Genomic DNA, 17,217 nt, shown 5'->3' with positions numbered 1-17,217 from the left:
CCTACCGGCGGTCGATGATCCGCACTACTGTGGCCCGCCATGACGGCGCGCAGGGTGTTCGCGATGGTGATCGGCGCGACCGGGCCGCTGGCCCTGCTCGCGCTGCTGGTCGGCAATCAGTGGGTCAGCGAGGCGGTCGTCAGGAACGACGTCGAGATGCGCACCGGTCTCGGTCCGCTGCTCGACTGGCTGCGGTTCCCGGAGTGGCGGCTGACGGGCGTCGGCGGGCACATCAACACGTTCGGCCTCGTCGCCACCGTCGATTTCACCACGATGCTGTTCCTGGTGCTGGTGGCGGCTCTGGTGCTGGCCGGCGTCCGCCCGCTCGAACCGCGCGGCGGCCTGTTCGGTGCGCTGGTGCTCGGCTGGTGGGCCACCCTCGTCGCCGGCGGCCTGGCCGGGCTGCTGCGCGGGTTCCTGATGGGCCCGGTGCTGGACTTCCCGTCCGGCCGGGCGAGGATGCAGATGATCTGGCAGGGAGTGGAGCACGGCCTCGGGTTCGGGTTCTTCTACGGATGGCTCGCCGGCGTCGGCGTCCTGGTGGCCTTCCTCATCATCCGGGCGCCCGGGCCCGCGGCGGTCCGGCACGGCGGCATGCCGATGCAGCAGCAGCCGTTCCCCGTGCAGCACCCGGCGGCCATGCCCTACATGCCGCCGGGGGCGGCGGGCCCGGCCCAGGGCGAATACCCCCCGCCGGGACCGCCCCAGAGCGGGTACCCGCAGGCGGGACCACCCCAGCAGGGCTATCCGCAGGGCGGGTACGCGCAGCCCGGCTGGGGGAATGTTCCCGTGCAACAGCGGCCCGGCGCCGTCCCGCCCCAGGCACTGCCTCCGGCCGCGCCGTCCGCTGCGCCCGCCGCGCCTGCGCCGCCTGTACCGCCTTCTCCACCGGCACCGTCCGCCGTGCCCGGGTCACCCGGGTCGTCCGCACCGTCCACGCCGGATCCGGCCGCGGGCCCCGTGCCGTCGGCTGAGGACGACGCCGTCGCGGTCGTCGAACCGGCCCAGCCCCTGTCCGCTGGGGGCGCGGAGCCCGAGGGACCGGCCGCCGCCGCCGACCCGCCGCAGGACGCCCCACAGGACGCCCCGCATGACGCCCCACAGGACGACGCACCGGAAGGCGGGGAGGCCGCAGGGAAGGGCGGTCCGGCGGACGAGACCATGGTCGACCCCGCCCGGGCAGGGGGCGAACCGCCTCTGGCGCCGCCACAGTGACCCGGCGGCTAGGGCACGCGCGCAGACCTGCGAGAATCGGCGCATGCGCGTGTTTCTTGGATGCGACCATGCCGGTTTCGAACTGAAGGAGCACCTGGTCGCCTGGCTGACGGCGAACGGGTACGAGCCGGTCGACTGCGGGGCGTTCGAGTACGACGCCGTCGACGACTACCCGCCGTTCGTGCTGCGGGCGGCCGAGCGCACCGCCGCCGAGCCCGGCAGCCTCGGCATCGTGATCGGCGGCTCGGGCAACGGCGAGGCGATCGCCGCGAACAAGGTCAAGGGGGTCCGGGCCGCGCTGGTCTGGAACGACGACACCGCCGTCCTCGCCCGCGAGCACAATGACGCCAACGTCATCAGCCTCGGGTCGCGGCAGCACGACGCGGCCACCGCGACGGGGTTCGTCCAGCTGTTCCTGGACACCGCCTACTCCAAGGAGCAGCGGCACACCCGCCGGATCAAGATGCTCAGCGCGTTCGAGCACACCGGCGAGCTGCCGCCGCTCCCCAGAGAGGGCTGAGCCGCTCAGCGGGGACGGGCGCCGCTCAGCGGGGACGGGCGCCGCTTAGCGGGGACGGGCGCCGCGCTTGCCGAGCCGGCGGCGCTCGTTCTTGGCCGCCTTGGTCCGCTTGGCGGGCTCGGCGGCCTTGGGCGGCGGGGGCGCCTCGCCCTCGGGCCGGGGACGGGACACGTCCCGCGCCCGCATGGCCGCGTCCACAGTGATGCGCATGCCCGTCTGTGTCACGGTTCCGCCTCCTCGTCGTCGCCTGCGTCCTCGGGCCATTGGACACCCGGGGACCGGGTCCGGGGCAAGGCCCTGAGGCGACGTCCCGCGTCGTCCGGCACCGCGCGGGGGCCTTCGGCGCGCGTCCGGAGTGGCGCTCCGCTCACTCTCGGTCGCCATCCGCGCCGGATCTTCGCAGGATCGTCGCGGGGGGTCACCGGTGGCGCGGATGCCCGCCGGTCGGGACGGATGCTCGATACAGTGCCGGAGTCATGCTTCAACGTCTGGTGCAACTGCTCCCGCCGAGAGTGCGCGTCTTCCTGCGCAGGATCCCGATCCTGGTGCGCGTCTACCGGTGGCTGCTGCGCGGGAAGCTGACCCGCGACCGGCACGTCTTCGCGGCGCTGGCGATCCTGGCGGTCGTGATCGGCCTCGCGGCGGCGACCGACCCGCGCGGCTGGGCGCCGTCGGGCGCGCTGGTGCTCACCGTCCTCGGCGGCGGCCTGCTGCTCAAGGTGCGCAGCCTGGCGGCGCTGCTCGGCGTTGTCGTGGTGATGGTCGCCTACGACGCCTGGTACGACAGCGACGCGGTCGGCCCCGGCATGATCGCCACGCTGGTGATCACGGCGGTGCTCGCGGTCACCCTGGCCCGCACCCGGCAGCAGCTCGGCGTGCAGGGGCTGCGCGGCGACTCGATGCTGCTGGAGCTGCGCGACCGGCTGCGCAGGCAGGGCGAGATGCCCGAGCTGCCGGACGGCTGGGACACCCAGGTGGTGCTGCTCCAGGCGGGCGGGTCCTCGTTCGGCGGCGACTTCGTGGTGTCGGCGAGCGACGGCGACACGCTGGAGGTGGCGCTCGTCGACGTCTCGGGCAAGGGCACCGACGCGGGCACCCGCGCGCTCATGCTGTCGGGCGCGTTCGGCGGCCTGCTTGGATCGATCCAGCCCGAGCGGTTCCTGCCCGCCTGCAACGACTATCTGCAACGGCAGCGGTGGGACGAGGGGTTCGTCACGGCGGTGCACGTCGTGGTCGACCTCAAGACGGGCGAGTACACCGTCGAGTCGGCCGGGCACCCGCCCGCGGTGCAGTTCGACGCGGGCAGCGGGAACTGGAAGGTCAGCCCGGCCAAGGGCGTGGTGCTGGGAGTCGTCCCCGACCTGCAGTGCCTTCCCGAGCGAGGGCTGCTGCGGCCGGGCGACGCGCTGCTGCTCTACACCGACGGGCTGGTCGAGTCCCCGGGCCGCGACCTGGACGCCGGCATCGACGGCCTCCTCGGCGAGGCCGAGCGGCTCGTCCCGGTGGGGTTCCGCAAGGGGGCCAGGGAACTGGTCGAGCGGATGGCCGCGGCCCGCGACGACGACTGCGCCCTCGTCCTGATCTGGCGCACCTGACCCTCCCGGTGCATCGGTGCGCGCGGCGCACCGGCGCGCGCGGCGCAGCCGGCGGGCCGTACCGCCGCACAGCCCGGCTGCGGGTCCGGTCAGCGGCGGTGGTGGCGTTCTTTGTGTTCGATCTGGGGCTTGCTCTTCCGCGGCCGGAGGACGCCCGCCTGTTTGATGGGCGGGACGGACGCCGCGGGCTTGGGTGTGTCGGGCGCGGCGGGCTCGTCGCCGTCCCTCCCGCCCATGCCGAGGGCGAGGCTGCTCGCCAGCAGGACGGCGCCGGCCCCGGCCAGCAGGCGCGGCCTGAGGGCCCGCTGGGGCATGGTGCGGTGCCGGATCGCGCACGGACGCCGAGACATCTCGGCGTCCGTGGAGGCGAACGACTCTGCCGGCGACCAGGCGGCGGTGGACTCGGCGGCCCTCTCCGTCGCGCGCGGGTGCGGGTCGGGGGCGGCGCCGAGTTCGGGGACGGCGGCGGGCTCGGTCCGTTCGATGAGGGTGAGCAGCAGGTCGGCGGCCTCGGGCCGCTCGCGGGGTGGCTTGGCGAGGGCCGACCGGACGGCGGGGACGAGTTCGCGTGGCAGCCCGGTGAGGTCTGGTTCCTCGTAGAGCATGCGGAGCGCGACGGCCGAGGCGTCGCCTTCTCCGAAGGGGAGCCGCCCGGTGCCCGCGTAGGCGACCATGCAGCCCCACGCGAAGACGTCCGCGGCGGGGGACGCGGCGCCGCCCCGGATCACCTCCGGCGACATCCAGCCGGGTGTGCCGAGCACCGGGCCCGAGGAGGCGTACGAGCCCGGGGCGTCCCGGGGCCGCGCGATGCCGAAGTCGATCACCCGGCAGCCCGACAGGGTGAGCATCACGTTGGCGGGCTTGAGGTCGCGGTGGACGAGCCCGGCGGAGTGGATCGCGGCGAGCGCGGAGGCCACGCCGACCGCCACGCCGTGCAGGTCCGCGGCGGGCATCGGCCCGCCGCGGACGACCCGGTGGAGCAGCGACATGCCGCCCACGTAGTCGCTGATGATGTACGGGCGGCCGTCGTCCTCCCCGCGCGCCAGCACGCGGGCGGTGCAGAACGAGGCGACGCGGGCGGCGAGCACGGCCTCGTCGCGGAACCGCTCCAGGTAGGCCGGGTCGCCGGTGAGATGGGGGTGCAGCGTCTTCACTGCGACGCGCTCGCCGGACCCCGGGTCCCGGCCCAGGTAGACGGTGCCCATCCCGCCCGCGCCGATCCGGCCGAGCAGGGGGTAGCCCCCGACCGTCCGCGGATCGCGGGACTCGAGCGGCCGTACGTCGTCGGACGGGGAGCGGGACTGATGCGTACGCATATGTACCTCTCGACCCCTTTCTGTGCTTCTGTCCCTGCATCCCCGTTTGTGGGCAAAGTAAGGTTCGCGGTCGTGTGAAATCGCTTCCGGGAACGCGAAACGCGATCGTCACGCGGATGTTTCACCGCGTGCACGGACGCCGGGCAGACTGGGCACCAGTTCGGCAGGCGGCGGGCTCCGACGGATCCTCCTCGGCGCGCGGAGCCCCGGCGGCTGGCGGCATCGAAGGCGATGCCCGCGCGGACGGCACCCCAGGGGTGGGAGGCGTCGTCCGTGCGGGCATCGGCGCCGGCTTCCCGATATAACCTATTGACTTAGTGGGAAATCTGGGGGCAGGATGGGCCCGTGAGCTTCGTGGTCATCATCGGCAACCCCCGCCCCGCCTCCCGCACCGCCCGCGCCGCCCTCGCGGCGGCGGGCGCCGTCGCGAGGGCGGCCGGGATCCCCGGCACGCCCGACCCCGTCGAACTGTCCGACCTCGCGCCCGACCTGCTGTGCGCCGATCCCGGGCCCGCCGTGCGCGCGGCCCACGCCAAGGTCGCCGAGGCCGACGTGCTCCTGGTCGCCAGCCCCACCTACAAGGGCACCTACACCGGGCTGCTCAAGGTCTTCCTCGACCGCTTCGCCGCCGGTTCGCTGACCGGCAAGGCCGCGCTGCCGCTGCTGCTCCTCGGGTCGCCGCGGCACGCGCTGGCCGTGGAGGTCCACCTCCGGCCGCTGCTCGTCGAGCTCGGCGCCACCGTCCCGACGCCGGGGCTGGCGCTGCTCGAGTCCGAACTCGACCGGCTCGACTCCGTCGCCGCGGAGTGGGCCGGCCTCGTCGTCCCCGCCGTTCGGGGCGCTCTTACGGCGGGGACCGGCCGGTGACCGGGACGATGCAGGCACGGCCCGTCCCGGTCACCGGCGACTCCTTCCGCGACGCGCTGGCCCGGCACGCGGCCGGCGTCGTGGTGGTCACCTCGCAGCCCGCGTCCGGCGGCCCCGCCGGGCTCACCGCCACCTCGTTCACCTCGGTCAGCCTCGCCCCGCCGCTGGTGTCGTTCTACGTGGCGGTCTCCTCGTCCACCTTCCCGCGGCTGCGCGCGGCACCGGCGTTCGCGGTGAACGTGCTCGGCCACGACCAGGCCGAGGTCGCCGGCCGGTTCGCCGCACGCGACGTGGACCGGTTCGCCGCGCCCACCCGCTGGCGGCGCGGCCCCGCGGGCGAGCCGCTGCTCGACGGCGCCGCGGTCCGGCTGCGCTGCGGCTGGCACTCGGTCCAGGAGATCGGTGACCATCTGCTGGTCGTCGGCCGGGTCGTCGCGGTGGAGCTCGGCGCGGCCGGAACCGCCCCGCTGCTCTACCACCGCGGCCGGTTCGGCCGGTTCGCCGCGCACCGGCGCCGCGGCTGATCGGGCCGCGCGCCGCCGCCGGGGTTTCGCCGGACGGCGGCTCGGTTACATCCACTTCTGCGCCCACCCTCCAGGCGCTGGACGCAGCGCGGCGCGGGCCGCCGTGCGCGATGGCAGGGGGGGGAGGGGCGCCGCGGATGCGGGTCCACGCGCTGCGCCGGCCCTTCTCGCGCCGGACCCTGCGCACCCGGGTGACGGCCACCGCGACGCTGATCGTGGGGCTCCTGCTGGCGGTCGGGGTCGTCGCCTTCTACCTGGTGATCCGCAAGACGGTGTACGACGGCCTGCGCGAGCGGGGCGACCTGGTGGCCGCCGACCTGGCCGAGATCGCGCGCGAGTCCGAGGTGATCGGCACGCTGCCGGTCCGGGACGTCGACTTCCCCCTGCTCCAGATCGTCGACGGCTCGGGCCGGGTGCTCGCCTCGAGCAGCGCGCTGACCGGGCAGGAGGCGCTGCGCGTCCGCGTCCCCGGCGTTCCCGGACGGCCCGTGACCTCGGACGCCGACATCCCCGGAGTGGCCCGCTCCGCCTACGTGGTGACGCTCCGGGTGCAGACCCGCGCGGGACCGCGGATCGTGCACGCCGGCGCGCCGCTCAACGCGCTGACCGAGAGCAGGGGCGCGTTCATCGGCTACCTCGCGCTCGTGGTCGTGCTGGCCACGGGCGCGATGGCCTGGATCGTCTGGCGGGCGGTGCGGCGGGCGCTGCGCCCCGTCGGGGTGATGAGCGCCGAGCTCGCCGAGATCACCGGAGGCCGGCCGGACCGCCGGGTGACCGTCCCGGACTCCCATGACGAGATCAACGGGCTGGCCGAGTCGGTGAACCTGACGCTGCACCGGCTGGAGGCGCTCGTGGAGCGGCATCTCGCGTTCGTCGCCGACGCCTCGCACGAGCTGCGCAGCCCGCTCACCGGGCTGCGCACCCAACTGGAGGCGGCCCTCGAGCACCCCGCCGATGAGGACTGGCCGGATGTGGCGCGGGCGGCGCTGGGCGACGCCGACCGGTTGCAGCGGATCGTCTCGGACCTGCTGCTGCTGGCCAGGCTGGACGCGCACGTGCCGGCCGACCGCGAGCGGGTGGACCTCGGCGCGCTCGCCCGCGAGGAGGCCGCCCGCGGGGGACGGCGGGTGCCGGTCACGACCCGGGCGGACGACGGGGTGGTGGTGCTCGGCACCCGTCCCCACCTGGTCAGGGTGCTCACCAACCTGCTCGACAACGCCGCACGGCACGCGCGTTCCGAGGTGCGGGTGACCGTCACGGCCGAGGGGCGGGAGGCGGTGCTGGAGGTGACCGACGACGGTTCGGGCATCGCGCCGGAGGACCGGGAGCGGATCTTCCAGCGCTTCCAGCGTCTGCCGGAGGGCCGCGAGCGGGACCGTGCCGGGAGCGGGCTCGGCCTGCCCATCTCCCGTGACATCGCGATCGAGCACGGGGGCGCCCTCGTCGCCGCCGAGCCCGCCGAGCCCGCCGAGCCCGCCGAGCCCGCCGAGCCCGGCGGGGGCGAGCCTGGCGGTGGTGGTGCGGGCGCAGGTGGTGCGGGCGCAGGGGGTGCGCGGCTCGTGTTGCGGCTCCCCTTGTCCGGCGCGGACAAAACCCGCCGCCCGGATTGAAGATGAGAAGTATTCACTTTTACTGCGCGTCGTGATCTGATCACGAGTGTCCGGACCCCCGTCCCCCCGTCCCCAGAGGTACGCATGTCCCCTCCACGCCCCCTTCTCCGCCCCGTGCTGGCCGCGCTGGCACTCGGCGTGCTCGGCGCCGCGCTGCTGGCCCCGTCCGAGTCCGCGACCGCCTCCGCCTCCGCCTCCGCTCCCGCGCCCGCCTCCCGGGCCGCCTCCGCCGTGCCCGAGCCCGACACCGGCGCGTCCGGGAAGCCCTTCACCGGCACCACCGCGAACGGCCAGGTCCGCGGATATGTCGACGCGCACAGCCACCTGATGTCGTACGAGGGGTTCGGCGGTTCGCTCATGTGCGGCAAACCGTTCGACGAGGGCGGCGTCGCGGCCGCTCTGACCGACTGCCCCGACCACGAGCCGTACGGCCTGCCCGCCTGGTTCGAGAACTTCACCCGGAAGGGCGTCCCGGTCGGCACCCATGACACCAAGGGCTGGCCGACCTTCAAGGACTGGCCCGCCAACGACTCGTTCACCCACCAGCAGACGTACTACAAGTGGGTCGAGCGGTCCTGGCGCGCCGGGCAGCGGGTCCTGGTCAACCAGCTCGTGGCCAACCGCACCCTGTGTGAGATCTACCCGCTGAAGAAGAACTCCTGCGACGAGATGGACACCATCCGGTTGCAGGCGCAGCGGACCCGCGAGCTCCAGGACTACGTCGACCGCCAGAACGGCGGACCCGGCAAGGGCTGGTTCCGGATCGTCGGCGGCCCGGACGAGGCCCGCAAGGTGATCGAGGCCGGCAAGCTCGCCGTCGTCCTCGGGATCGAGACCTCCGAGCCGTTCGGCTGCCGGCAGGTCCTCGGCGCGCCGCAGTGCGGCAAGGAGCAGATCGACAAGGGGCTCGACGAGGTCAAGAAGCTCGGCGTCAGCTCGATGTTCCTGTGCCACAAGTTCGACAACGCGCTGTGCGGCGTGCGGTACGACCAGGGCACGACCGGCGTCATCATGAACCTCGGCAACTTCGTCGGGTCCGGCCGGTTCTGGCAGGCCGAGACGTGCACCGGGGCCGCGCACGACAACCCGATCCAGCCGGCCGGCGCGCTCGGCGACCTGCTCGCGGGGCCGCTGCGCGACCTGCGCCTGGCCGGGATCACGCTGCCGATCTATCCGAGCGCGCCGCACTGCAACGTCAACGGGCTCACCGACCTCGGCGCGTACGCGCTCCAGGGCATGGTCAAGCGGAAGATGATCGTCGAGCTGGACCATATGAGCGTCAAGGCCGTTGACCAGTCCCTCGGCCTGCTGGAGAAGGCGAAGTACTCGGGCGTCATGTCCTCGCACAGCTGGACCGACCAGAACTACATGCGCCGCATCTACGGCCTCGGCGGCATGGTCAACGCGTACGGCAGCGCCGCGGACTCGTTCGTCGCAGAATGGCGTGAGACCAAGAAGCTCCGCGACGACCGCTTCGTCTTCGGGTACGGCTACGGGCTCGACGCGAACGGGATGGGCCCGCTGCCCGCGCCGCGCAAGGGCAACGCCGGCAACAAGCTGGCCTACCCCTACACCTCGCCGATCGACCCGGGGGTCACCCTGGACCGGCAGCGCACCGGCCAGCGGACCTGGGACCTCAACACCGACGGTGTGGCGAACTACGGGCTGGTCCCCGACTGGATCGCCGACATGCGCAACATCGCCGGTCGCGAGATCACCGACGACATGGCGCGGGGCGCCGAGGCGTACCTGGAGATGTGGAGCCGCGCCAGAACCTGACCGGCGTGCGCCCTGGGGCCGGGCCCGGCCCCAGGGCGCCCGTCTCGACACCGAGCCGTCCTGGGCGGCCCCGTGCTGGGGCCGCTCATGTCGGAGAGGTGCGGGCCCTGCGAGGATGACGATTCCGGTCAGCTTCGCCTGGAGGGAGCCGCGTGTCGGAACGGGTCGGGGCGCGCGGGCTACTGCGCCACGTGCTGGACGCGGACGCATGGACGTCCTGGGACACTGCTCCCATCGAGGTCGCCGCCCCAGGCTCGGCGTACGCGGCGGAGCTGGCGACCGCCCGGCGGCGCAGCGGCTGCGACGAGGCCGTCATCACCGGCGAAGGGCTCCTGCGCGGTCGCCGGGTGGCGTTCGTGGTGTCGGAGTTCGGCTTCCTCGCCGGATCGATCGGCCTGGCCACCGCCGAACGCGTCGTCGCCGCGATCGAACGCGCCACCGCCGAACGCCTCCCGCTGCTCGCGGCCCCGTCGTCCGGCGGGACGCGTATGCAGGAGGGCACGGCGGCGTTCGTGCAGATGGCGCGGATCACCGCCGCCGTGATGGCGCACCGCGCCGCGGGCCTGCCCTACCTCGTGTATCTGAGGCATCCCACCACTGGCGGGGTCTTCGCCTCTTGGGGGTCGCTCGGTCACGTCACGGCCGCTGAGCCTGGTGCACTGATCGGGTTCCTAGGGCCCCGCGTCTACGAGGGCCTCTGCGGGGAGCCATTCCCTTCCGGTGTGCAGGTGGCGGAGAACCTCGCGGCCAAGGGCCTGGTGGACGCGGTAGTCGGCATAGACGACCTGACCGATATCGCCGCCGACACCCTGGACGTGCTCTGCGCCCGTACGCCGACCGGGCCCGCCCAAGCAGCCCCGTCAGCCGTTCCGACTTTCCCGCCTCCTGCGGTCGCCATCGCGGGGGCGTCCGCATGGGACTCCATCCAGCGTTCGCGCCGTCCGGACCGGCCCGGCGTCCGGGAACTGCTCCGCTATGGCGCGACCAGCGTGACGCCTCTGTCCGGGACCGGCCAGGGGGAGGCGGAGCCCGGCCTCCTGCTCGCCCTGGCCCGCTTCGGCTCCATGCCGTGCGTGCTGGTCGGCCAGGACAGGCGGAGCCAGCGGACGGGCCATCCCCTCGGCCCGGCCGGGCTGCGGGTCGCCAGGCGCGGCATGCGGCTGGCCGCCGAACTGCACCTCCCGCTCGTCACCGTCGTCGACACCCCTGGCGCGGTGCTGTCGGCCGAAGCGGAGGAGGGCGGGCTGGCAGGGGAGATCGCCCGCTGCCTGGCCGACCTGATGACGCTGGCCGCGCCCACCCTGTGCCTGCTCCTCGGCGAGGGCACCGGCGGCGCCGCCCTCGCCCTGCTGCCCGCCGACCGCGTCCTCGCCGCGCGGCACGCCTGGCTGTCGCCGCTGCCTCCCGAGGGCGCCTCGGTCATCGTGCACCGCACTCCGGACCGCGCCGCGGAGATGGCCGGCTCCCAGGGGGTACGGTCGGAGGACCTCCTCCGCGACGGAATCGCCGACGCCCTCGTCGATGAGCGGCCCGACGCGGCCGACGAGCCCGAGGCGTTCTGCCTGCGGGCCGCCGCCGCCGTGGAGGCGGCCCTCTCCGCCCTGCCCGCCCCCGACCCGGCCCGCCGTGATCGTTTCGGTCGCTCCGGCCTTTGACCCGGGAGGTCCCCGTGCGCGCCCTGCTGATCCAGCACGACGCCCAGTCGCCGACCGGCCCGGTCGGCGAACGGCTCGTCCATCACGGCTACACGCTGTCGGAACTGCTCGTCGTCCCGCCGGAGCGGCAGCGGGACCCGTCGGTCGAAGGCGTGTTCCCGGACCCCGGCGCCGCGGACCTCATCGTCGCGATGGGCGCCCCCTGGTCGGTGGACGACGTGGCGCTGATCGGCCCGTGGATCACCCCCGAGCTGGCCTTCCTCGCCGGCGCGCATGCCGCCGGGGTGCCCGTCCTCGGCATCTGCTTCGGCGGGCAGGCCCTGGCCACCGCCCTCGGCGGCGGTGTCGAGCGCGCCCCGCGGCCCGAGCTCGGCTGGACCCGGGTCGAGACCGACGAGCCGTCCCTGGTCGGGCCGGGCCCGTGGTTCCAGTTCCACTTCGACCGCTGGATCCTGCCGCCCGGCGTCCGCGAGATCGCCCGCAACGAGGCGTGCTCCCAGGCGTTCGTGTCCGGCCGCTCGATGGGCGTGCAGTTCCACCCCGAGATCACCCTCGCCGAACTCGACCTCTGGCTCGCCCACGGCGGCGAGGCCCCGCTGCGCGGCGCGGGCCGCGACCCCGAGGCCGTCCGCGCGGAGGTCCGCCGCGGCGAGCCGGCCTCCGTCCGCCGCACCCACGCCCTGATCGACGCCTACCTGAGCCGCGTCGCCTCGGCGGAGGCCACGCCGCCCACCGTCCGTTGACAGTCCCGTTCGCCGCCGGCGGCGTCGGGCTCGGCGTCAGGTGGTCAGATCGGCCAGAGGCCCGCGCCCGCGCGCGAGCCCGTGCCAGGCGATAGGGGCGAACGACGCCGCCACCACCGCGCAGGCCGCGACCGACAGGTACAGTCCGGCGGCGGGTTCCAGGTCGTTGTGCTCTCCGAGGGCCGCCCACAGCCGCACCTGAAGGACCAGCGTGAGCACGGACGCGCTGGAGGCGACGGCCGCGGGCAGCCAGGCCGGCCGGAGCATCGTGGACACCGCCGCCGCGAGAGTCAGCCCCAGTGCCAAGGTGAGGCCGCCGGTCGGGACGATCCCGGGCAGCCCGCCCCAGGGACGGAACCCGCTGCCCTGCGCGCCCGGGAAGGTGGCCCAGGGCATCAGCGACCCGACGAACAGCAGGACCTGGGCGGCCAGGCCGCTCACCATGACGTTGACGCGGAACCGGACGTCCGCCACGTTGTCGACGCTCACTGCGCTCCTCCACCTCGCCGCACTGGGGCCGCCGCGATGGGCGGCCCGCGGGTCCGAACGGCGGGCGGGGACCGCCGGGCCGGCCAGGGCCTCCCAGCCGTGGTGAAGGTATTCAGGGCGCCTATCTCCCCTGTATTCCTTTGTTATCGCCGTTGAGGACGGGGGCGGTCAGATGCCGTCGACCGAGGCGATGGTGAACGGCGTCTCCGGAGTGCCGGGTCCCATCGGCCCGCCCTTGTCGAACTGCGAACGGACCACGTAGAGGGTCCCGTTCCGGCGCACCAGGGTCGTCGGGAGCTTCAGCGCCTTGTCGGTCACCCTCTGCTCTTCGCGCGCCACGAGGCCGTTCGCGGTGACCTTCCACCGGCTGATCTGGTTCGCCACGTTGTGCACGACCCAGAGCCTGCCGTGCTGGAGTTCGAGGCCGTCGGCGTTCAGCATGTCACCGCCCTTCGAGGCGACCTTGCGGATCGCGCCCGTGTGAATGTCCAGGCGGTAGAGGACGCCGCCGGTCATGTCCGCTGTGAGCAGGTAGCGGCCGGACGGGTCCGCGACGATCCCGTTGAGGCCGCTGGCGCCGGGGGCGGGCGGCTCGGGGGCGTCGTCCAGGTCGAAGCGGGGCGTGAGCCCGGCCCTCCCGCCGTCGGCCTCGGCCTTTGCCAGGTCGCGTGGAGTGACGCGGTAGACCACGGCGCGGGTGCTGTCGGTCAGGTAGGCCGCGCCGTCCGGGGCGATGGCGACGTCGTTGACGAAGGTCTCGCCGCTACCGGTGACGGTGAACTGGGCGAGCAGCCGTCGGCTGCTCGCGTCGTAGACCGACACCCCGGCGGTGGAATCGATCACCCAGAGCCGGCCGGCGCGGTCGACCTTCAGGCCGTTGGCGGTGCGGCGCCCGTCCGCGCCCGCAGGAAGGAACACCTCGGCGACCCGGTGGCCCGGCGTCGTCTTGAAGACGGTGCCGTCGGCGTAGGACGCGGCGTAGAGGTCCCCGGTCCGTGGGTCGGCGGCGATGCCCTCGGGATAGACCCGCTCGCCGGGCAGTTCATAAGCCGGAGCCACTCGGACCGCCGACCGGACGCCCGCCGCCCGGTCGGCGGGCGCGTGCCGGGTGGGCGCGCGGTGGGCGGTGGCGTGGTGAGCGGTCGCGGGTGCTCCGGCGGCCTGCGCGGCCGAGGCGAGGGGCAGGACGGTGGCCAGCGCCGTGACCGCCGCGGCGATCGAGGGGTGCGTGAGAAGGCGGGACATCGATGCCTCACTTCAGGGGAAGATTAGAGTCGTCTCTTTGAGACGAGTACGAATATTAGTTAGAACTCTAATGCTCGTCAAGGTCCGAAGAATGACGCCCGTTACCATGCGCAGATGACGTCGATGCCCGTCTCCGAGCGGCTGGGGTCCCACCTCAAGCGTGCCGAGCAAGCACTCAACGCGACCAAGCACGCGGTGCTGAAGCCGGCGGGGCTGACCGTCCCGCAGTACGCGGCGCTGCTGCACCTGTCGGAGAACCCCGGCATGTCGGCCGCCGCGCTGGCCAGGGCCTGCGGCGTCACCCCGCCGACCATCAACACCGTGCTGAAGAACCTTCAGGAGCGCGGGCTGATCGCGCGCACCCCGCACGAGTGGCACCGCAACGTCTTGGAGACGCGGCTCACCGAGGCGGGGGCGCGGACCATGGCTGACGCCGACACCTGCGCCGTCCGGGTCGAGCGCGGGCTCGCCGCCGAGTTCAGCGCCGAGGAACGGGAGGCGCTGATCGCCCTCCTGGGGCGCGCTGTGGACTTCCTCGACGCCACGCGTCCCTGAATCCCTGAGAGCGCCGCTGGGGCCGTCTCGGCGACGCGCCGGCCGACGTGGCGGGGCCGGGCCGGCCGGAAACGGCGAAGGGACCGGCCCCCAGGAGGAGACCGGTCCCGTGATCGCGTGCTGTCAGAGGGGCAGGCCGGTGAGGATCATGACCTTCTCCTCGGTGTAGTCGGCCATCGCCGAGCGCAGGCCCTCGCGCCCGACGCCCGAGTCCTTCACCCCGCCGTAGGGCATCTGGTCGGCCCGGTAGGACGGGACGTCGCCGATCACGACGCCGCCGACCTCCAGCTCCTGGTGCGCCCGGAACGCGATGTCGAGGTTGCGGGTGAACACGCCCGCCTGGAGGCCGAACTTCGACGCGTTGACCAGGTCGAACGCCTCGTCGACCCCGTCCACCGCCTGGACCAGCAGGACCGGGCCGAAGACCTCCTCGCGGGAGATCTTGGCGTCGGCCGGCACGTCGGCGAGGACGGTCGGGGCGAACGCGGCGCCCTCGCGGGTGCCGCCCGCCAGGACGCGCGCGCCCGCGGCGACGGCCTCGTTCACCCAGGACTCGACGCGCTCGGCGGCGTCCTGGCTGACCAGCGGGCCGACCTGGGTCTTGTCGTCCCACGGGTCGCCGGTCACGAGGCTCTCGACCGCGTCGACCAGCTTGGGCACGAAGTCGTCGTACACGCTGCGGTCGACGAAGACGCGCTGGACCGCGATGCAGCTCTGCCCGGCCTGGTAGTTGGAGAACAGCCCGATGCGGGCCGCCGCCCAGTCGAGGTCGGAGTCGGCCAGCACGACCGCCGCGCCGTTGCCGCCGAGCTCGAGGGTGACGTGCTTGCGCGGCACCTTGTCATTGATCGCCCAGCCGACCGGGACCGAGCCGGTGAACGAGACGATCGGCAGCCGCGGGTCGTCGACGAGCGCGCCGGCCCGGTCGTTCGGCACCGGGAGGATGGAGAACATGCCCTCGGGCAGGTCGGTCTCGGCCAGCAGCTCGCCGAGGAGCAGCGCCGACAGGGGGGTGGCGGGGGCGGGCTTGACCACGATGGGCGCGCCCACCGCGATGGCCGGAGCGATCTTGTGCGCGGTCAGGTTGAGGGGGAAGTTGAACGGCGAGATGCCGAGCACCGGCCCCCGCACGGCGCGGGTGATGTAGGCCATCCGCCCGGTGGCGCCCGGGTCGGTGTCGAGGCGCTGCGTGGTGGCGCTCCAGCGGCGGGTCTCCTCGGCGGCGAACCGGAACGTGGAGATCGCCCGGGTCACCTCTCCGCGCGCCCACAGCAGCGGCTTGCCATTCTCGCCGGTGATGAGGCGGGCGACCTCCTCCGACCGCTCCTCCAGCCGCCTGGACACGTGCGCGAGCGCCTCGGCGCGGACGTGCAGCGGCAGCGCGGCGGCCTCCTTGCGCATCGCGTGCGCGGCCGCGAGCGCCTCCTCCACCTGCTCCGGGGTCGGAACGGAGGCGGCGCCGACCACGCGGCCGTCGTACGGGTGGGTAACGGTCAGCTCACCGTCACCGGTCGCGGGACGACCGGCCAGCCAGAATGGGGTCACGTTCATGCGTTCACGCTATCTCCGGCGGGCCCGGATGGGAGCCTCCAGGATGTCCAATCCGAGCCTACGGGTTGGCCGTGATGGCGAGCGCGATCCAGAGCTCCGCCCGGATCGCCGGATCGTCCAGGTCGCGCCCCAGCAGTTCGGCGGTCTTGCGCATCCGTGTCCGCAGGGTGTGGCGGTGCACGCCCAGCGCGCGCGCAGCCGCTTCACCCTGCCCGTTCGCCGCCACGTAGGCGCGCAGCGAAGTGATCAGAGCGGGGTCCTCGGCGTGCAGCGGAGCCAGCAGGGCCGCCGCGAACCCCTGGGCGAGATCGCGGTCGAGAAGGCCCAGAATTCCCTGTCCGGGCAGGTCCGAGTGACGCATCACACCGTGCGGACGGTCGGCGGACGTGCGGAGGCGGCGCGCGGCCGTCAGCGCCTGCTCGGCCTGCCGGAGCGCATCGTTCAGGGCGTCGCCGAACGGTTCGATGTCGGTGGGGTCGCTCGCTCCCACGGGCCCCTGCGCCTGGGCGAGCGCGATGACGTGGTCGGCCTGCCCTTCCGGGACGATGACCGCGCAGTGGCCGGGCATGGGCACGGCCAGGGCGCGCTCGCCTGCGGGATCGGCCTCCAGCGCGTCCAGAATGGCGGCCCCGCCGGCACAGGCCAGCACGCGGACGGGCGATGGCGGTAGCGCGGGGCTGTGCGGCGGCAGGCCGAGCAGCAGTGCCGCGAGTGTCGCCCGAAGCTCCCGGCCGGTACGGGGTGTCTCCGATTGCAGGGTCAGCAACGCCACGGCGGAGCCGACGATCGTGTGGGCGACATGGGGCAGCGGGTCGTCAGTCCCTACTGCGAGATACCCGCGCGGCCTTCCGCCGAGGCCGATCCGCTGGAGGACGACGTACCCGTCCCGTCCGGACAGGGCGATGCTGGACGGCCCGGTGGTGGAGGGCCGCGCGCCTTGCAGGCGGGCGATCTCAGAGGCCAGGTCGGCGGCGCGCTGGCGGGCACGGGCGGGCTCCGCGTGCCGCACGGCGCCGGACGGGTCGAGGAGCAGCGCCCAGCCGCCGAGCTCGCGCGCGAGGCGCGCCACCAGGGTGCCGGGGCCTCGGAGAGCGGCACGGGTCAGCTCCCGCTGGGCCTGGAACGCCCGGGTGACGTCCTCGTACCACTCGGCGGCGAGCAGCCGCGAGACCGCCTTGCCGATGGCGATGAACGGGGTGGGGCGCGGCACCTCCAGGAGGGGGAGCCCCTGTTGGCGGGCCGCGTCGACCAGTTCGGGGGGCGGGGCGGCGTGAATGACCCCGACTGCGAAGCCCAGGCCCGCCACACCCCGAGTGACGAGCCGCGTGACGTAGGACGCGGCGTTCTCGGAGGTGAGGCGCATACCGGTGGTGAGGACCAGCTCCCCGCCCTCCAGGAAGGGAGTGGGGTCCTCGAGCTCGCTCACCGCGACCCACCTGACCGGAGCGTCCGGACGCGTCGCTGTGAGTAGCCGCAGTCCCAGTTGGGGGAGTGCGGCCACGGTCGCGAGGGTGGGCGGCATCAGGCTCCCCAGGGCTCGGCGGCGCATTGTG

16 protein-coding genes are annotated in these 17,217 nt (G+C 73.9%); 10 read left to right on the top strand and 6 right to left on the bottom strand.

Annotated elements, in window-relative coordinates; all coding sequences use genetic code 11:
- Positions 1-39 precede the first annotated feature (39 nt).
- Complete coding sequence (locus OHA34_RS13350; protein WP_329521758.1) at positions 40-1,215, top strand: hypothetical protein; 1,176 nt, start codon at positions 40-42, stop codon at positions 1,213-1,215.
- A 43-nt stretch (positions 1,216-1,258) separates the two neighbouring features.
- Positions 1,259-1,735 (top strand): ribose-5-phosphate isomerase, encoded by a 477-nt coding sequence (locus OHA34_RS13345; RefSeq protein ID WP_285944177.1) that lies wholly within the window; start codon positions 1,259-1,261, stop codon positions 1,733-1,735.
- Between the two features lie 45 nt (positions 1,736-1,780).
- On the opposite strand, the gene OHA34_RS13340 is transcribed toward OHA34_RS13345, so the two are convergent.
- Positions 1,781-1,960, bottom strand: a complete 180-nt coding sequence (locus OHA34_RS13340) for a hypothetical protein (RefSeq protein ID WP_285944178.1) — start codon at positions 1,958-1,960, stop codon at positions 1,781-1,783.
- Between the two features lie 251 nt (positions 1,961-2,211).
- On the opposite strand from OHA34_RS13340, the gene OHA34_RS13335 reads away from it, so the two are divergent.
- Entirely contained in the window at positions 2,212-3,330 is a 1,119-nt protein-coding gene (locus OHA34_RS13335) for a PP2C family protein-serine/threonine phosphatase (RefSeq protein WP_285944179.1), read from the top strand.
- An 89-nt stretch (positions 3,331-3,419) separates the two neighbouring features.
- Here OHA34_RS13335 and OHA34_RS13330 read toward each other — a convergent pair whose 3' ends face one another.
- A complete protein-coding gene (locus tag OHA34_RS13330; RefSeq protein WP_329521757.1) occupies positions 3,420-4,646 on the bottom strand; it encodes a serine/threonine-protein kinase in 1,227 nt (408 codons plus the stop codon).
- Positions 4,647-4,991: 345 nt separating this feature from the next.
- Here OHA34_RS13330 and OHA34_RS13325 point away from each other — a divergent pair, with 345 nt between their 5' ends.
- From OHA34_RS13325 to OHA34_RS13300, 6 genes are all read left to right on the top strand, one after another.
- On the top strand, positions 4,992-5,513 hold the full coding sequence (locus OHA34_RS13325; protein ID WP_285944181.1) for an NADPH-dependent FMN reductase: 522 nt from the start codon (positions 4,992-4,994) through the stop codon (positions 5,511-5,513).
- On the top strand, positions 5,510-6,037 hold the full coding sequence (locus OHA34_RS13320) for a flavin reductase family protein (RefSeq protein ID WP_285944182.1): 528 nt from the start codon (positions 5,510-5,512) through the stop codon (positions 6,035-6,037). The genes OHA34_RS13325 and OHA34_RS13320 overlap by 4 nt, the downstream gene beginning before the upstream one ends.
- Before the next feature lie 137 nt (positions 6,038-6,174).
- On the top strand, positions 6,175-7,647 hold the full coding sequence (locus OHA34_RS13315) for a sensor histidine kinase (protein WP_329521756.1): 1,473 nt from the start codon (positions 6,175-6,177) through the stop codon (positions 7,645-7,647).
- Between the two features lie 84 nt (positions 7,648-7,731).
- Positions 7,732-9,426 carry a Coagulation factor 5/8 type domain-containing protein gene (locus OHA34_RS13310; protein ID WP_285944184.1) on the top strand — a complete coding sequence of 565 codons (1,695 nt, stop codon included), beginning with the start codon at positions 7,732-7,734 and terminating at the stop codon, positions 9,424-9,426.
- 152 nt (positions 9,427-9,578) lie between these two features.
- Positions 9,579-11,081: a carboxyl transferase domain-containing protein gene (locus tag OHA34_RS13305; RefSeq protein WP_329521755.1), complete on the top strand. Its 1,503-nt coding sequence runs from the start codon at positions 9,579-9,581 to the stop codon at positions 11,079-11,081.
- 14 nt (positions 11,082-11,095) lie between these two features.
- The gene (locus tag OHA34_RS13300) at positions 11,096-11,824 is read left to right on the top strand and encodes a type 1 glutamine amidotransferase (RefSeq protein WP_285944186.1); all 729 of its coding nucleotides are present in this window, start codon (positions 11,096-11,098) and stop codon (positions 11,822-11,824) included.
- A gap of 36 nt (positions 11,825-11,860) precedes the next feature.
- Here the strand turns inward: OHA34_RS13300 and OHA34_RS13295 are convergent, their stop codons facing one another.
- Both OHA34_RS13295 and OHA34_RS13290 read right to left on the bottom strand, forming a co-directional pair.
- Positions 11,861-12,313 (bottom strand): hypothetical protein, encoded by a 453-nt coding sequence (locus tag OHA34_RS13295; protein ID WP_285944187.1) that lies wholly within the window; start codon positions 12,311-12,313, stop codon positions 11,861-11,863.
- 168 nt (positions 12,314-12,481) lie between these two features.
- Positions 12,482-13,558, bottom strand: a complete 1,077-nt coding sequence (locus OHA34_RS13290; protein ID WP_285944188.1) for an SMP-30/gluconolactonase/LRE family protein — start codon at positions 13,556-13,558, stop codon at positions 12,482-12,484.
- Positions 13,559-13,672: 114 nt separating this feature from the next.
- Here OHA34_RS13290 and OHA34_RS13285 point away from each other — a divergent pair, with 114 nt between their 5' ends.
- Complete coding sequence (locus OHA34_RS13285) at positions 13,673-14,113, top strand: MarR family winged helix-turn-helix transcriptional regulator (protein WP_329521754.1); 441 nt, start codon at positions 13,673-13,675, stop codon at positions 14,111-14,113.
- A 123-nt stretch (positions 14,114-14,236) separates the two neighbouring features.
- On the opposite strand, the gene OHA34_RS13280 is transcribed toward OHA34_RS13285, so the two are convergent.
- The gene (locus OHA34_RS13280; RefSeq protein ID WP_285944190.1) at positions 14,237-15,664 is read right to left on the bottom strand and encodes an aldehyde dehydrogenase family protein; all 1,428 of its coding nucleotides are present in this window, start codon (positions 15,662-15,664) and stop codon (positions 14,237-14,239) included.
- Between the two features lie 58 nt (positions 15,665-15,722).
- On the bottom strand, positions 15,723-17,186 hold the full coding sequence (locus OHA34_RS13275) for a PucR family transcriptional regulator (RefSeq protein ID WP_285944191.1): 1,464 nt from the start codon (positions 17,184-17,186) through the stop codon (positions 15,723-15,725).
- Positions 17,187-17,217: the final 31 nt, after the last annotated feature.

It is taken from the genome of Spirillospora sp. NBC_01491, from assembly GCF_036227065.1.
GTDB lineage: Bacteria > Actinomycetota > Actinomycetes > Streptosporangiales > Streptosporangiaceae > Spirillospora > Spirillospora xylanilytica.
Note: the sequence above shows the minus strand (reverse complement) of the source record. Positions and strands in the feature narration are given on the sequence as shown.

What these genes read in the sequence shown, in the direction of transcription:
- OHA34_RS13350 (WP_329521758.1), top strand. Translation starts at nt 40, where the DNA reads ATGACGGCGCGCAGGGTGTTCGCGATGGTGATCGGCGCGACCGGGCCG.
- OHA34_RS13345 (WP_285944177.1), top strand. Translation starts at nt 1,259, where the DNA reads ATGCGCGTGTTTCTTGGATGCGACCATGCCGGTTTCGAACTGAAGGAG.
- OHA34_RS13335 (WP_285944179.1), top strand. Translation starts at nt 2,212, where the DNA reads ATGCTTCAACGTCTGGTGCAACTGCTCCCGCCGAGAGTGCGCGTCTTC.
- OHA34_RS13330 (WP_329521757.1), bottom strand. Translation starts at nt 4,646, where the DNA reads ATGCGTACGCATCAGTCCCGCTCCCCGTCCGACGACGTACGGCCGCTC.
- OHA34_RS13315 (WP_329521756.1), top strand. Translation starts at nt 6,175, where the DNA reads ATGCGGGTCCACGCGCTGCGCCGGCCCTTCTCGCGCCGGACCCTGCGC.
- OHA34_RS13310 (WP_285944184.1), top strand. Translation starts at nt 7,732, where the DNA reads ATGTCCCCTCCACGCCCCCTTCTCCGCCCCGTGCTGGCCGCGCTGGCA.
- OHA34_RS13290 (WP_285944188.1), bottom strand. Translation starts at nt 13,558, where the DNA reads ATGTCCCGCCTTCTCACGCACCCCTCGATCGCCGCGGCGGTCACGGCG.
- OHA34_RS13285 (WP_329521754.1), top strand. Translation starts at nt 13,673, where the DNA reads ATGACGTCGATGCCCGTCTCCGAGCGGCTGGGGTCCCACCTCAAGCGT.
- OHA34_RS13280 (WP_285944190.1), bottom strand. Translation starts at nt 15,664, where the DNA reads ATGAACGTGACCCCATTCTGGCTGGCCGGTCGTCCCGCGACCGGTGAC.
- OHA34_RS13275 (WP_285944191.1), bottom strand. Translation starts at nt 17,186, where the DNA reads ATGCCGCCCACCCTCGCGACCGTGGCCGCACTCCCCCAACTGGGACTG.